The sequence below is a fragment of the Paracoccus amoyensis genome, assembly GCF_014490725.1.
Taxonomy (GTDB): Bacteria; Pseudomonadota; Alphaproteobacteria; order Rhodobacterales; family Rhodobacteraceae; genus Paracoccus; species Paracoccus amoyensis.
Map to the genome: position 1 here is coordinate 17,827 of NZ_JACOQL010000009.1, position 14,515 is coordinate 32,341.

Genomic DNA, 14,515 nt, shown 5'->3' on the forward strand with positions numbered 1-14,515 from the left:
GAGGAAAGCCTTGGCCGCTGTTACCTTTGAAAATGTCAGCAAGACCTATGACGGGAAAGTCTCGGTTGTCGACAATCTGAACCTGCGCGTAAAGGAAGGTGAGTTTCTCAGCATGCTGGGCCCTTCCGGCTCGGGCAAGACGACCTGTCTGATGATGCTGGCGGGTTTTGAAACCGCCACCTCGGGCGAGATCTATTTGGGTGAACGCCCGATCAGCCGGGTTGCGCCGCAGCGACGCAATATCGGAATGGTTTTCCAGAATTACGCCCTGTTTCCGCATATGACAGTGGCCGAGAACCTGGCCTTCCCGCTGCGGGTTCGCAACATTTCCAAGGCCGATATCGCGCCCAAGGTGAAACGGGCGCTGGAAATGGTCGAATTGGCGCATCTGGGCGACCGGCTGCCCGCGCAGCTTTCGGGCGGCCAGCAACAGCGCGTCGCCGTCGCCCGCGCGCTGGTTTTCGATCCGAATCTGGTGCTGATGGATGAACCTTTGGGCGCGCTCGACAAGCAACTGCGCGAGCAGATGCAATATGAGATCAAGCGCATTCATGACCGGCTGGGCCTGACGGTGGTTTATGTGACGCATGACCAGTCCGAGGCGCTGACCATGTCGGATACGGTCGCGATCTTCAACTTCGGCAAGATCCAGCAACTCGCCACGCCTGACGAGATTTATGAAACCCCCTGCAACAGTTTCGTCGCGCAGTTCATCGGCGAAAACAACATGTTTTCCGGCACCATCTGCGAACGCGGCGACGGGGTTTGCAAGGTTCGGCTTGCCAATGGCGATCAGGTCCATGCGCTGACCGTGACCGACGCCCCCGTCGGCGCCACGACCCTGTTGTCCTTGAGGCCCGAGCGTATCCGGATTGATCCCCCCGCCGCTGACGGTTGGACCATCACGACCGGCGAGGTGATCGAGCAGATCTATGTGGGCGATCATCTGCGCGTGCTGGTGCGCGTCTTTGGCGGCCATGAATTCGTGGTGAAGGTGCAGAACCGCTCCGCCGGGAACGGTCTGACACCGGGACAGAAGATCAGGCTGGGCTGGCGGGCCAGCGATTGCCGGGCGCTCGATGCGGCGGCGGGGCAGGCGGGGGCGGCATGATGAGCGGGACGATCGCGAATGTGCGGCCTCCTGCCGCCCAGCTGGATGGTGCTAAAAGAAGGCAGGTCCTGAGGCAATATCGTCGCTCGCAAAGGCGTGACAGCCTCAGGGCGCTGGCGCTGGTTGCGCCGCTTTGCGTCTTTCTGGCGGTGATGTTCGGCTGGCCGCTGGCTACCATGCTGACGCGCGCGGTCAGCAACGACGATTTCGGCGCGGTGCTGCACCGGACCTCGGCTTCGCTTGCGGAATGGGACGGCACCGGCACGCCATCCGAGCGTGTCTATGCCGATTTCGCGGCGGATCTGCGGCAGGCGCGTGACGAACAGACCATGGGGCAGGTGACCTCGGCGCTGAATTTCGAATGGACCGGCGCGCGCTCCCTATTGATGAGAACGGTGCGGCAGCTTTCGTCCGAGCCCGAAAACGGCTGGAAGGAAAAGCTGATCGAGACCGCCCCCGACTGGGGAAATCCCGATCTGTGGATTTTGATCAAGCGCCTGGCCCAACCCTATACCTCGCGGCATTTCCTGGCCGCGCTGGATCTGGAACAGGCGGCCGATGGCTCGATCCAGGGCGTCGGCCCGGAAAAGGCAATCTATGTGACGCTGTTTTGGCGCACCCTGTGGGTCAGCGCGGCGGTGGCCGGGCTGTGCCTGGTGCTGGGATATCCGCTGGCGACCCTGCTGGCGCGACTGCCGCTGAAGACCTCGAACCTGCTGATGATGCTGGTGCTGCTGCCGTTCTGGACCTCGCTTCTGGTGCGCACGACCTCGTGGATGGTGCTGTTGCAGGACAATGGCGTGATCAACAGCATGTTGGTCTGGTTGGGGCTGGTCAGCGACGGCAACCGTTTGTCGCTGATCTTCAACGTCACCGGCACACTGATCGCCATGACCCATGTTCTGCTGCCCTTCATGATCCTGCCGCTTTACAGCGTGATGAAGTCGATCCCGCCATCCTATGTCCGTGCCGCCCTGTCGCTGGGTGCATCGCCGGTCACGGCCTTCTGGCAGGTCTATCTGCCGCAGACGATCCCGGGTGTGCTTGCCGGGACGCTGATGGTTTTCGTGCTGGCCGTCGGCTATTACATCACCCCCGCCCTTGTCGGCGGCCAGAGCGGCCAGCTGATTTCCAACATCATCGCCTATCACATGCAGCAATCCCTGAACTGGGGGCTGGCCGGCGCGCTCGGCTCGCTGCTGCTGGTGGGTGTCCTTCTTGTTTACTGGCTCTTCAACCGTCTGACCGGCGGTCAGGGCCTGCGCATGGGCTGAGGAGATCGTCATGGCATTGCCCGCACATATATCGCCCATGGGCCGGCTGGCGCATTACGGCTATCTGATCTTTTGCGGATCGGTTCTGTTGTTCCTGATCGCGCCCATTCTGGTCATCGTGCCGCTGTCCTTCAATGCGGCACCCTATTTCACCTTCTCGCGCGAGATGCTGCAACTCGATCCCTCGGCCTTTTCGCTGCGCTGGTATCGCGACATCGTCCAGAACGGGATGCAGAACCCGAATGCCGCCTTTGGCTGGGCCTATCTGGTCGATAGCTGGAACAACGCCCAGTGGATCCATTCGCTGAAGAACAGTTTCGTCATCGCGATCGCCACGACCATCCTGTCGATGCTGCTGGGCACATTGGCGGCACTGGGGCTGACCAGTCCGGGGATGCCGGCGCGCGGATTGGTCACCAGCCTGCTGATCTCGCCCATGATCGTGCCGATCATCATCACCTCGGCGGGCATGTATTTCGCCTTCTCGACAATGGGGCTGACCGGAACCTTCACCGGCCTGATCATCGCCCATACCGTTCTGGGCACCCCCTTCGTGGTGATCACCGTCACCGCGACGCTGGAGGGGTTCGACCGCAACCTTATCCGTGCCGGTCTCAGCCTCGGGGCCTCGCCTGTGCGGGTGTTCCGTTCGGTGATCATGCCGCTGATCCTGCCCGGCGTGGCCTCTGGCGGCATTTTCGCCTTCGCCACATCCTTTGACGAGGTCGTGGCCGTGATCTTTCTTGCCGATTACGACCAGCGCACGGTGCCCCGGCAGATGTGGGCGGGCATCCGCGAACAGATCAGCCCGACCATTCTGGCGATGGCGACGATCCTTGTCCTGCTGTCCATCGGGTTGCTGACCATCGTCGAACTGTTGCGCCGCCGGACCGAGCGGATGCGCGGAACAACCCTCTGAACACTCATCACAACACCAATTTTTCAGGAGTTTACCATGCTTGACAAAGCAGATTTTCAACCCGTGGACGCCGCCGTCTCGCCGCGTTTCGCCGATGTCGCGACCTTTTTGCGCGCCCGTCGCCACGACATCCAGCGCGGCATCGACATCGGGTTGTGCGGCGTGCCTTTCGACCTGGGGCTGAACTACCGCTCGGGGCCCCGCCAAGGCCCGGCCGGTGTGCGCGAGGCCTCGCGCATCATCCGCCGCATCCATCCGACCAGCGGCGTGCGCCCCTATGAGCTTGCTACTGTGGCCGACATCGGCGACGCGCCGATCAACCCGCTGAACAAGGACGAGTCGATCGACCAGATCCAGGCCTATTTCGAGGCCATCAAACAGGCCGGTATCCGCCCCATCGCAATCGGCGGCGACCACACCATTCCGACGCCGATCCTGCGGGCGCTGGCGGCTGACCGGCCTGTCGGCATCCTGCATATCGACGCCCATGCCGATGTTCTGGACACGATGTGCGGGACCAAGGTCAACCATGCCACCTTCATGCGCCGCGCCTATGAGGAAAACCTGATCGACCCCAAGCGCGTCGTGCAGCTTGGCCTGCGCGGCAGCCGCTTTGGCGATGACGATGTGCAGTTCGGCTATGACAAGGGCTACACCGTCATCACCCAGGACGATTACGAGGATATGGGCCGCGCCGCGGTGATCCAGAAGATCAACGAGGTTCTGGGCGGCGGGCCGTTCTATATCTCGCTGGATATCGACAGCATCGACCCGGCCTATGCGCCCGGCACGGCGGTCCCGGAAATCGGCGGCCTGCTGCCGCGTGATCTTCAGGTCATCTTCCGTTCGTTGCAGGGCAAGGACCTGATCGGCGCCGATATCAGCGAGGTCGCGCCGGTCTACGACCCGACCGGCATCACCTGCGTCACCGCCGCGAACATGATGTTCGAGATGCTCTGCGTGATGGCCGTCGCGGTCGAAAAGGCGCGCTGAGCAGGGTCACGGCTGCGTCTGGTTTCCAACATGACAGGAATGCAAGGAACATGAGCAACGAAACTGTTTTCGCCAGGATCGACGAGGCGCTTGACATCGACCGGATGGTCGCCGCCTGCCAAGAGGTCGTGCGCACGCCCAGCCTGTCCTTCGAGGAAGGTCCCGTCGCCGCGATCTTTGCCCGGCAGCTTCAGGAACTGGGCTTCGATTCGGTCGAGATCGACCCGAATGGCAATGTGATCGGGGTGCTGAAAGGCGACGGGACCGGACCATCGCTGATGGTCAACGGCCATATCGATCATGTGCCGACCGGCGAGATGGCGGACCCTTATAGCGGCGATCTGGTCGATGCGGCGCGGTGGGGCGAGGTGGGCACGGCGATTTATGGCCGCGGCACCTGCGACATGAAATGCAATGTCATGGCCAGCGCCCATGCGATCGCCGCGATCAGGAAGGCGGGTGTCCGGCTGGGTGGCGATGTCATCTTCGTCGCCGATATCGGCGAAGAGGTGGATTCGCCGCTTGGCGTGCCCTCGGTGATCGCGCGCGGCATCCGCGCCGATTACGGCCTGAACACCGAATCCAGCCGGGGCCATGTCCATATCGGCCATCGCGGCAAGATAGATGTCGAGATCACCGTTCACGGCCGGACCTCTCATGCGTCCGAACCCGGCAACGGCATCAACGCCGTGCTCGAGGCGGTGCCGTTTCTGGTCGCGTTGCAGGATTACGCGACCCGGATGCCCGATGACGATGTTTTGGGTCCAGCCTCGATCACGCTGATTTCGATGAAATCCGCCCCCGACAACGGCACGGCGGTCGTGCCCGACCGTTGCGTCATTCGCCTGGACCGGCGCTATGTGCGCGGCGAGTCGGCACAATCCTGCGAGGCCGAACTGCGCGAGATCCTTGACCATGTGGCAGGCCGGAATCCGGATTTCAGCTATGAGCTGAAGGTCATAACCGACTATCCGCTGATGTGGGTCGAACCCGACAACCCCGTCGTGCTGGCCGCCCTGCGCGGGCGTGAAGACGTCACCGGAAAGCAGGACGGCGTCGCTGCATGGCGTTTTGGGGTCAACGGCACCTTCATGTGCGCCGCCGGGATTCCGACCGTTGGCCTTGGCCCCGGAAACGAGAAATGGGCGCATACCCCCGATGAGCATATCCTTGTCGATGACCTGATCGAGGCCTGCCGCATCTGGTCCCGTACCATCACCGGGGTCTGCGGAATCGCTTCGGCGCGCTGACCCATTCCCCTTATGCAAACGACTCTGGAAGGAGACGGACTATGAGCAGATTGCTGCAAACCGGGCTGAACGCAGGTAAAGAGCCGCCGATCAAGGTGGTCGATGGCGAGGGCGTCTATTTCATCCTCTCGGACGGACGCCGCGTGATCGACGGCAGCAATACCGGCGGCCCGCTGGGTCACAAGCACCCGGTCATGGTCGAGGCGATGAAAAAGGCGGCCTCGAACCCGGTCATCAACGAAGGCTGGTTCTGGGCCGAGCGCGAGGCCGCCGCCGAGGATCTGATCAATATCGCCTTTGGCGAGGAAAAAAGCTGGGTCGGCGCGGTGCGTTTTTTCCTCAGCGGCAGCGAAGCCAATGACCTTGCCCTGACCTTTTCGCAGGCGCTGACCGGGCGCAGGGAACTGGCCACGCGCGAGCGCGCCTTTCACGGCATGGCCGGGCTTGCGCGCGAGATGACCGTGCAGCCGCAATGGCATGGCGGTCTGGCGATCCAAGGGGGCGGCAGCAAGCCGGTTCCCGCGCAGGTTCCGGTGCAGATCATCCCCGCGCCGAGCCATGCGGAGTATGGCGGATCGCCCGACAACCGGCCTGTGGCGGATCGGATGCAGGGCACACAGGAAAAGCTGTCCGCTGTGGCCGCGACGATCATCGACTATACCCAGGGTGGTATTTACTACGATCCCGAATATCAGGATTACGTCGCCAATGCCGCGCGTGCGGCCGGATCCTTGTGGATCGCCGACGAGGTCGTGACCGGGCTGGGCCGCAGCGGGCGCTGGTTCGCCTTTCAAGGGGCCGAGTCGCGCCCGGACATCGTGACGCTGGGCAAGTCCCTGGCCGGAGGCTCGGCCCCGGCGGGCGCGGTCGTCATGTCGAAGGCGATCATCGACGAGATGAAGGACAAAAGCTGGCAGACCTACAGCACCTTCCGCGCCCATCCCAGTGCGGTTGCCGCAATCCGCGCCTATCTGTCGGTGATGGCCGATGGCCAGCTGATCCGCCGCGTGCAGGTTCTGGAAGGCCGGATCCGCGCCGGGCTGATGGAGATCGCCCGCAAACATCCCAGTGTCGCCCGCGTCGATGGTTTCGGGTTGCACTGGACGGTGGAACTGCACGGCCCCGACTGGCGCAACTGGTATGCCGACACGGTCGAACCGCCGATCGCATCCCGCGTCGCCGCCCGCGCGATCGAGGCGGGCGCGATCATCGGCACCAGCGGTGAGCAGACCTCGCTGTTCCTCGCCCCGTCCTACATCATCTCGGACGCCGAACTGGACACGCTGCTTGCCGCTCTGGATCACGGGTTGGAAGTGGCAGATGCCGAATATGAACGCGACAAGGCATAGGGATAGTTTTGATGAGCAAGAACAACGCCATCATCGACAGCGTCCGGGGGGCTGCCCAGGCCTATCTGGATGGGCTTTTCATCGGCGATGTCAAAGGGCTTCGTGCCGTATTCCATCCACAGGCGCGGCTTTATTCGGCGACCGAAGCCAAGCTGGTGGAACTGGATCTGGACGCTTACATGGATCTTGTCGCCAACCGGCCATCGGCGCGGGACAAGGGCGACCAGCGGCAGGACGAAATCCTGTCAATCTCGGTCGGCAGCCCGACATCCGCGCATGTTCGCGTCAGGAACGTCTATCTGCCGAAACGCTTTGTCGATGACCTGACATTCGTTCTGGCAGATGGCCAATGGCGCATCATTGCGAAGGTCTGGCATTTCGACATCTGACCCTATCAGCCGGTCGCCCGGTCGAAGGCGGCCGGAAACCCCAGAACATGGCAAGGTGGCATGGATACCCGCCACCTGATTTGCCGCAGGAGGCTCTGTTGTCCCTATCTGATCTTGCATCAAAACTGAACGATTCCAGCCTGTTGGTTGAAAAAACCCTGATTGCGGGACAATGGATCACCGCGCGGGACGGGGCCACGTTCAATGTGCATGACCCGGCGACGGGGCGGCTGATCGCTGCGGTCCCTGATCTGGGATCTGCCGATCTTGCCGATGCCATCGACGCCGCCCACGCCGTTCAGCCGGACTGGGCCGCGCTGCCCGCCAAGGACCGAGCGGCCCTGCTGCGCCGCTTTCACGATCTGATCCTTGCCAATGCCGGTGATCTGGCCATCATCCTGACCGCCGAGATGGGCAAGCCCTTGCCCGAGGCTCGGGCCGAGGTTCTTTACGGCGCATCCTATGTCGAATGGTTCGCCGAAGAGGCAAAGCGCGTCTATGGCGACATCATCCCCGCGCCGCTGCCCGACCGGCGTATGCTTGTCGTCAAGAGGCCGGTGGGCGTGGTCGGTGCAATCACGCCGTGGAATTTCCCCAGTGCGATGCTGGCGCGCAAGCTGGCCCCCGCGCTTGCGGTCGGCTGCACCGTGGTGGCCAAACCCGCAGCGCAGACCCCGCTTTCGGCCCTGGCTCTGGCGGTTTTGGCCGAACGCGCGGGCATCCCCGGCGGTGTGCTGAACATCGTGACCGCGACCGATGCGCCGATGGTGGGCGAAATGCTTTGCGCAAGCGAAAAAGTCAGGAAAATCTCGTTTACCGGCTCGACCAATGTGGGGCGTATCCTGATGCGCCAGGGGGCAGAGCAGATCAAGAAACTCAGCCTGGAATTGGGCGGAAACGCGCCTTTCATCGTTTTCGATGATGCCGATATCGATGCAGCGGTCGAAGGGGCGGTCGCCGCGAAGTTCCGCAATGCCGGCCAGACCTGCGTCTGCGCCAATCGCATCTATGTGCAATCCGGCGTCTATGACGCGTTTGCGGAAAAGCTGACGCAGCGGGTGCGCGGCCTTCAGGTCGGAGACGGCTTTTCGGAAGGGGCCGAGATCGGCCCCCTGATTGACAGCAATGCCGTGGCCAAAGTTGCCGAGCATCTGGACAACGCCCTGTCGCTTGGTGCCCGGGTCAGGGTTGGCGGCACCGCGGCGCAACAGGGTGAGCAGTTCTTTCTGCCCACCGTGCTGACCGGCGTCACCCCCGGCATGAAGGTCGCCTCGGAAGAGACATTCGGCCCGCTCGCGCCCCTGTTTTCCTTCGATACCGAGGCGCAGGTGATCGGGATGGCCAATGATACCCAGTTCGGCCTTGCAGGCTATTTCTATTCGCGGGATCTGGCCCGGATTTTCCGGGTGGCCGAGGCGCTGGAAACCGGGATGGTGGGCGTCAATACCGGGCTTATTTCCTCGGAACTGGCGCCCTTCGGCGGTGTCAAGCAATCGGGCCTTGGCCGCGAGGGGTCGAAATATGGCGCGGATGATTATCTCGATCTGAAATATATCTGCCTGAACCTGTCCTGACGACTACCGGGGCTCTTGCAGCATATCAAGCCATGTGAAGGAAGGATCCGGATGGACCAGACAATTGAACGCTATTTTTCGGATTTTTCCGTCCCGGCTGATGTTCGGTCTTTCGTCGCCCGCCCCATCGGCCATTTCATCGAGGGAAAAGAGGAGGCCGCCACATCCGATCAAATTGATCTGGTCGAACCGTTCACCGGCCAGCGGTTGACCGGGCTTGCCAGCGGCAGCGCCGAAGATGTGGACCGCGCCGTCAGGTCTGCGCGGCAGGCGCTGGACGGTCCCTGGGGTCGGATGCCCGCGCTGGAGCGGCAGCGGCTGATCCTGCGTCTGGCCGAAATGATGGAGGCCGACGCAGATTTCCTTGCCCATCTCGAAGCGATCGATGTCGGTAAATCCATCACCGATGCGCGCAATATCGACGTTCCCGGTGCCATTGCGAATTTTCAGTATTTCGCGGGCTGGACCAGCAAGCTGGACGGTCGCACGACCGGCGCGGTCGCCTTGCCGGGAGAGACGCTGACCTATACGATCAAGGAGCCGGTCGGCGTGGTCGCCGCGATCGTGCCGTGGAACTTTCCCCTGCAAATCCTGTCATGGAAACTTGCGGCTGCCCTGGCCTGCGGCTGCACCATCGTCTGCAAACCGTCCGAACAGACCCCGCTTTCGGCCATGCGGTTGGCCTTTCTGGCATCGCAGGCGGGCTTTCCAGAGGGTGTCATCAATGTGGTCAACGGCTTCGGCCACGTTATCGGACAGGCGCTTGCCGCCCATCCGGGCGTTGATAAACTGACCTTTACCGGCTCGACTCCCGTCGGGACAGCGGTCGGCAAGACCGCGCTCGACACGATGAAACGCCTGACGCTGGAACTGGGCGGTAAATCCCCGGTCATCGTGACCGGCAAGGCCGATCTGCAAAATGCGGCGCAAGCGATCCTGTCCGGTATCTTTCTGAACTCAGGGCAGGTCTGCGATGCAGGTTCACGGGTCTATGTGCAGGACAGCGCGCATGACGAGTTGATCGAACTGCTGCGCATCGGGGCGGAAGCATTGACCATCGGACCGGGACTGGATCCGACGGCCCGGATCACGCCGTTGGTTTCGGCCCTGCATCGCGGGCGCGTTCTGAACCACATTGAGACCGCCCATACCCAAGGTGCTGCCCTAGTGACCGGAGAGAGTGCCAGCGGTGATCGCCGCGAGGATGGCATTCTGCGGCCGACCATCTTTAACCGTTGCGCGGAAACCATGGATATCCTCAGAGAGGAGGTCTTTGGACCGGTCCTTGCGATTGGCACATTTTCTGACATAGACGCAGCTGTCGCGAGGGCGAACACCGGTGACTTCGGGCTTGCCGCCGCCGTTTATTCCGAGGATGTGAACGAAACGATTCATCTGTCACGTCGCCTGAAAGCCGGAAATATCTATGTGAATGCGCATGGGCTTATCGACCCCACAATGCCATTTGGCGGACTTGGCGCTTCCGGTTTTGGCAAGGACATGGGACCTGAACAACTTGACGGCTTCCTGTCCACCAAAAGCGTATATGTCCAGGTCAGGGACGCGTGACAGACAGATTAAAGGCGTTTCATAGGGCCTCCAACCTTTCGAGCTTTTCCACGGCGTCGCGCCCATGATTGGTGAGTAAAGAGACACATTGGTATGGTTTACCGGCTGCCGGCAGGCTACTTCGCCGGCAGGATGGGCGGTACCCATCGGGCCCCGGATGACTTCGACCTGAACGAAATAACACCCACCGAGCGGCGTCGGCTTGCCTGGCATCTGCCGGAGGACTTCAACCGGCGGCCGTGCCGCGAGCAGGCTGAGATTGTCGACTGGGTTTGGATTGTCATCATCAGTGGCTCGGCCCACTACCGCCGGTATCAGATGGCAATGATGCGCCAGCGTTATGCTGTTCGCTTTACCTGCGCTTCCGGGCCACGCCGCAAGTCCTCAATTACCGCGGCGGAAGGTAAGTCCGACATCATCAACGCGTCGAAGCGGCTGAACGATGAGATGGCGGAAATCCTGAGCTTCAAGACCTCGACCTTTGCCGCTTTCGGTTTGCAGCGGAACGGGGTCTGGGGTGAGGAGACCGCCTCGCAGAAAGTCGAGCACTCGGGCTTTGGGTCGGTGTTTTTGCTGCCCCGCCGGAAAGCGAGGTCCAAAGCTTCGGCGTGGACCCCAGCCTCCTGACTTTCGCGGTGATGATCTTCCCGCAGGTCTGCGACTGGTATCTGCAATGGCGCGAGCGGCGCCATGGCTTCTACACCACATGGGAGATAGACCTGCTGTCGATTGCCGCGGCATTCTGCCGGGAGGAGACTGGGTGGCTGCGCCAGACGCTGAGCATGGCAGGCAGCCTGAAGGAAATTGAGGACTGATCTCGGAGCAGGACATCCCCGAAGCGCGTGCCGACTGGGGCGGGGCGTGCGGCGGGATGTATAAGCACGGCCGACCCCGGCACCTTCTTCGTCAAGACGGCGAAGACGACCAGCACCAATGCCGCCTATTGCCAGAACACCTTCTACGAGGCTTGGGTTGCCGGACAGAGTAGGCGACTGCTATCGCCGCCAATGGCCAATGTCAGGTCGGGAAAATCGGCGCTGAGCCCCGGAAGCAGGTCGGCAAGCCGCGTCTGGCCCCCTGCGCCGCACCTTGCGTGCCTGCGCGACCCGGCGCAGGGGGCCAGTTTGGCCTCAATCTGCATGTTCGCCCCGTCGATATCGTCGAGCATATGGTCAGCGAAGCGTCATGATTATCTGTGGCATATGACGATCTGATCGACGTGGCGGGAAGACTGTCGATCTTTTCGGCTTGCACCGACATGTTCTGGTCTGCAGGACATGTTCTGGTCTTCAGGGGGTTATCGTGCGCACGAGCGTTCCTCGAGAAACCCTTGGTTGGAGTGCCTAAAACACCGTAGTTGGATGTTTCTTAAAGATGCCTGCGGCGTCTGCTTTGAAAATATGCCACCATAAGCGTCATGGTGACCAAAGATCTCAAAACCTGAAGAAAGTTCTTGAGGCAGTGCCCACAGGGTATCTGGTCGATGCCGCGTGGCTCACCGCGCATGGTGTCGCCTACGAGACTTTTCGCGACTATGTCAAGCGTGGCTGGCTCGAGCGAGTTACCCGAGGCCTTTTCCGTCGCCCGTTTCCGGGCACTTCTGCTTCGGATACGATCGACTGGAAGATCTGTCTGCTCTCGGTCCAGCATATCATGCGCTACAATGTCCATGTCGGTGGCATGAAGGCGCTCGCCCAGCAGGGTCACGGGCATTACCTGCGCCTGGGCGGCAACGCCCCGGTATGGGTCTACGGCGAAGCGATACCGAACTGGCTTTCGAAGCTGCCGCTGAACGCGCGGATCGAGACGCGCAGCAGGTCTCTTTTTGACGATCCGAAGCTGGGCTTTCCCGATGATACCACGGATGCCGGGCAAATCCTCCCCTGGGACTGGCAGCTCAGGATGTCGTCTCCCGAACGGGCAATCCTCGAAGCTATCGATGAGTTGCCCGATCATGAAAGTTTTCACAACCTCGACATGGTATTCGAGAGCCTGACAACGCTGCGCCCGAAGATTCTGTCGGCGCTGCTGTACAGTTGCAGAAAGATCAAGGCGAAGCGGCTGTTCTTCGTCTTCGCTGATCGCCACAGGCACTCATGGCGCAAGCGCCTCGATCCCGAGGGGTTCGACCTTGGCAGCGGCGACCGCGCCTTGGTAAATGGCGGCAGGATACACCCACGGTACCGTATCGTGGTGCCGGAGGAATTCGTAGCGACAGAGGCTGGCGATGGCATGTGAGGGTTATGAAATCCAAGTCGCGCTGCTCGTGCGCCTGCTCCCGCATGTCGCGAAGGAAAGGGCATTCGCGCTCAAGGGCGGCACGGCGATCAGCCTGTTCTACCGCGATCTGCCCCGCCTGTCGGTCGATATCGATCTGACCTACCTGCCGATCAAGGATCGCCGTGAAAGCCTCGCTGAGATCAACGAGGCAATGGATCGCATGGCCGCCGCCATCGAGGGCAGCATCGCCGGCGCGAAGACGCAACGCATCCAGGGCGGGAAGGCGGCGCCACCCGTGTTCTCGTTCGACTGAGTGGTGCCGAGATCAAGATCGAGACCTCGCCGGTCATGCGTGGCCCGGTCCACGATCCTGAGATGCGTCCGGTGTCACATGCGGTTGAGGACGAATTCGGCTATGCAGAGATGCAGGTGGTTTCCTTCGAGGAACTGTTCGGAGGCAAGTTGCATGCCGCAGTGGACCGCCAGCATCCGCGTGACCTCTATGACATCAAGCTGCTGCACGAGAATGAAGGTGTGACAGAGGATCTGTTCTGGACCTTCCTTATCTACATTGCCTGCTCATCGCGTCCCGCAGATGAACTTCTGGACCCGAACTTTATCGACCTCGACCAGCCTTATACGAAAGAGTTTGAAGGCATGACGAAGGTCCGTGTCAGTCTTGACGACCTGCTCGAAACCCGCAAACGGTTGGTCGCGGACATCCGGTCTCGCCTTGATGAAAAGGCCAGGATGTTTCTTCTGAGCCTGCATGATGGCACGCCCGACTTCGATGCCATCGAACGGCCCCGCGCGGCTGACCTGCCTGCGGTTCGTTGGAAGCTGATCAATCCGGAGAAGCTGAAGAACGACAAGCCGCCCACCCATAAGGAGCAACGTTTTGTACTGGAAGGGCTGTCCAGTTAGTCTTTGGGGAGTGACCGACCTCTGCTGTTAGAGGCGAGGTGTTCGTGCTTTGAAAACAGGGTTTCCCAAACGACGGCAACGAGTTACATTAAGCAGCGAGTTTTGGAATTTGGCGTTCGACCAATCGCAAGTATCGTTGGTTGCACGCCCCCGAAACCAGAGTGTCACACAAAATCAATAGATAAGTAGGTGGTACTAAAATACCACCGGCCTTTCCCACGTCTACATCAACGCCACATCAACTCCCAGCCAGAAAAACTGCATCCGCACGCATAAGCACGCAACCGGAGGCACTGGCCGACAAAGATGCCGCGATGGGAGTCGCGGGTGTTCCAGATCAACGCTGTCGTTCAAACGAATCTCGCGTCGGAGCGCTCCTCCTATTGGTCCTAACCACAATAGCACGTCGCCCGCACGATTCGCCTCAGCAACATGCGCAAGTGCGCTAAGGTGGGCATCTGCGGGTGCGTGCCGACGCCGCATGGCGTTCCGGATGCTGTTCATCCCGTCCTGAACGCTGTGTAAACGCCCCGGATTGTAGGTTTTTGATTTCGAGTCGGAGGTTTTAAGAACGCTCCTTTCAGCCAGGCCGAGCGGCTGGGTCGGTTGACGACCGCTCTTGGCGCCGATGTTCTGGTTCTTCTGCGTTTCGATGGCAGCGATCATCTCAACGACCTTTTCGAATATCGCGTCGAGGCGCTGGCCACCCGTGACAATCTGGATTTCGACGCACTCGTCGGCACCCATGCCACGGTGGAGATCGAGGCCCATGACCAGGTGCGGCCCTTCGACGGCATCGTCACCTCGGCGCGTTGGGCGGGTGTGGGCGAGAACGGGCATCGCTATGATCTGACGCTCAGGCCGTGGTTCTGGCTGGCCGGACGTCGCCGCAACCAGCTGATTTTCCATAATAAGACTGTGGTGCAGATCCTGCAGGAACTGC

14 protein-coding genes and 1 pseudogene are annotated in these 14,515 nt (G+C 61.3%); 14 read left to right on the forward strand and 1 reads right to left on the reverse strand.

What is annotated here, in order from left to right; genetic code table 11:
- Positions 1–10: 10 nt before the first annotated feature.
- The 11 genes from H4P12_RS18070 (at position 11) to H4P12_RS18120 (ending at position 11,243) form a co-directional block, all read left to right on the forward strand.
- A complete protein-coding gene (locus tag H4P12_RS18070; protein ID WP_246449380.1) occupies positions 11–1,111 on the forward strand; it encodes an ABC transporter ATP-binding protein in 1,101 nt (366 codons plus the stop codon).
- Positions 1,111–2,385, forward strand: coding sequence for an ABC transporter permease (locus H4P12_RS18075; RefSeq protein WP_187795028.1), 1,275 nt, complete (start codon positions 1,111–1,113; stop codon positions 2,383–2,385). The genes H4P12_RS18070 and H4P12_RS18075 overlap by 1 nt, the downstream gene beginning before the upstream one ends.
- 10 nt (positions 2,386–2,395) lie before the next feature.
- Positions 2,396–3,304 (forward strand): ABC transporter permease, encoded by a 909-nt coding sequence (locus H4P12_RS18080; RefSeq protein ID WP_187795029.1) that lies wholly within the window; start codon positions 2,396–2,398, stop codon positions 3,302–3,304.
- Between the two features lie 36 nt (positions 3,305–3,340).
- On the forward strand, positions 3,341–4,297 hold the full coding sequence (speB, locus tag H4P12_RS18085) for an agmatinase (RefSeq protein WP_187795030.1): 957 nt from the start codon (positions 3,341–3,343) through the stop codon (positions 4,295–4,297).
- A gap of 50 nt (positions 4,298–4,347) precedes the next feature.
- Positions 4,348–5,547 (forward strand): M20 family metallopeptidase, encoded by a 1,200-nt coding sequence (locus H4P12_RS18090; RefSeq protein WP_187795031.1) that lies wholly within the window; start codon positions 4,348–4,350, stop codon positions 5,545–5,547.
- 41 nt (positions 5,548–5,588) lie between these two features.
- The gene (locus H4P12_RS18095; protein WP_187795032.1) at positions 5,589–6,896 is read left to right on the forward strand and encodes a class-III pyridoxal-phosphate-dependent aminotransferase; all 1,308 of its coding nucleotides are present in this window, start codon (positions 5,589–5,591) and stop codon (positions 6,894–6,896) included.
- 11 nt (positions 6,897–6,907) lie between these two features.
- Positions 6,908–7,285 (forward strand): nuclear transport factor 2 family protein, encoded by a 378-nt coding sequence (locus H4P12_RS18100; RefSeq protein ID WP_187795033.1) that lies wholly within the window; start codon positions 6,908–6,910, stop codon positions 7,283–7,285.
- Positions 7,286–7,332: 47 nt separating this feature from the next.
- Positions 7,333–8,859 carry an NAD-dependent succinate-semialdehyde dehydrogenase gene (locus H4P12_RS18105; protein WP_187795041.1) on the forward strand — a complete coding sequence of 509 codons (1,527 nt, stop codon included), beginning with the start codon at positions 7,333–7,335 and terminating at the stop codon, positions 8,857–8,859.
- 51 nt (positions 8,860–8,910) lie between these two features.
- Complete coding sequence (locus tag H4P12_RS18110) at positions 8,911–10,428, forward strand: aldehyde dehydrogenase family protein (RefSeq protein WP_187795034.1); 1,518 nt, start codon at positions 8,911–8,913, stop codon at positions 10,426–10,428.
- 93 nt (positions 10,429–10,521) lie between these two features.
- Positions 10,522–11,055 (forward strand): hypothetical protein, encoded by a 534-nt coding sequence (locus H4P12_RS18115; RefSeq protein ID WP_187795035.1) that lies wholly within the window; start codon positions 10,522–10,524, stop codon positions 11,053–11,055.
- Positions 11,037–11,243 carry a hypothetical protein gene (locus H4P12_RS18120; protein ID WP_187795036.1) on the forward strand — a complete coding sequence of 69 codons (207 nt, stop codon included), beginning with the start codon at positions 11,037–11,039 and terminating at the stop codon, positions 11,241–11,243. The genes H4P12_RS18115 and H4P12_RS18120 overlap by 19 nt, the downstream gene beginning before the upstream one ends.
- A 143-nt stretch (positions 11,244–11,386) precedes the next feature.
- On the opposite strand, the gene H4P12_RS18125 is transcribed toward H4P12_RS18120, so the two are convergent.
- On the reverse strand, positions 11,387–11,596 hold the full coding sequence (locus H4P12_RS18125; RefSeq protein WP_187795042.1) for a hypothetical protein: 210 nt from the start codon (positions 11,594–11,596) through the stop codon (positions 11,387–11,389).
- 206 nt (positions 11,597–11,802) lie between these two features.
- Between H4P12_RS18125 and H4P12_RS18130 the strand changes: the two genes are divergently transcribed.
- The 3 genes and pseudogenes from H4P12_RS18130 to H4P12_RS18140 all read left to right on the forward strand — a co-directional run.
- Complete coding sequence (locus H4P12_RS18130) at positions 11,803–12,666, forward strand: type IV toxin-antitoxin system AbiEi family antitoxin domain-containing protein (RefSeq protein WP_187795037.1); 864 nt, start codon at positions 11,803–11,805, stop codon at positions 12,664–12,666.
- Positions 12,656–13,572 (forward strand): annotated as a pseudogene (locus H4P12_RS18135) (nucleotidyl transferase AbiEii/AbiGii toxin family protein). Before H4P12_RS18130 ends, H4P12_RS18135 begins: the two are co-directional and overlap by 11 nt.
- Positions 13,573–14,178: 606 nt before the next feature.
- The coding region (locus tag H4P12_RS18140; protein WP_281390503.1) for a contractile injection system protein, VgrG/Pvc8 family at positions 14,179–14,515 on the forward strand (337 nt) is incomplete at its 3' end.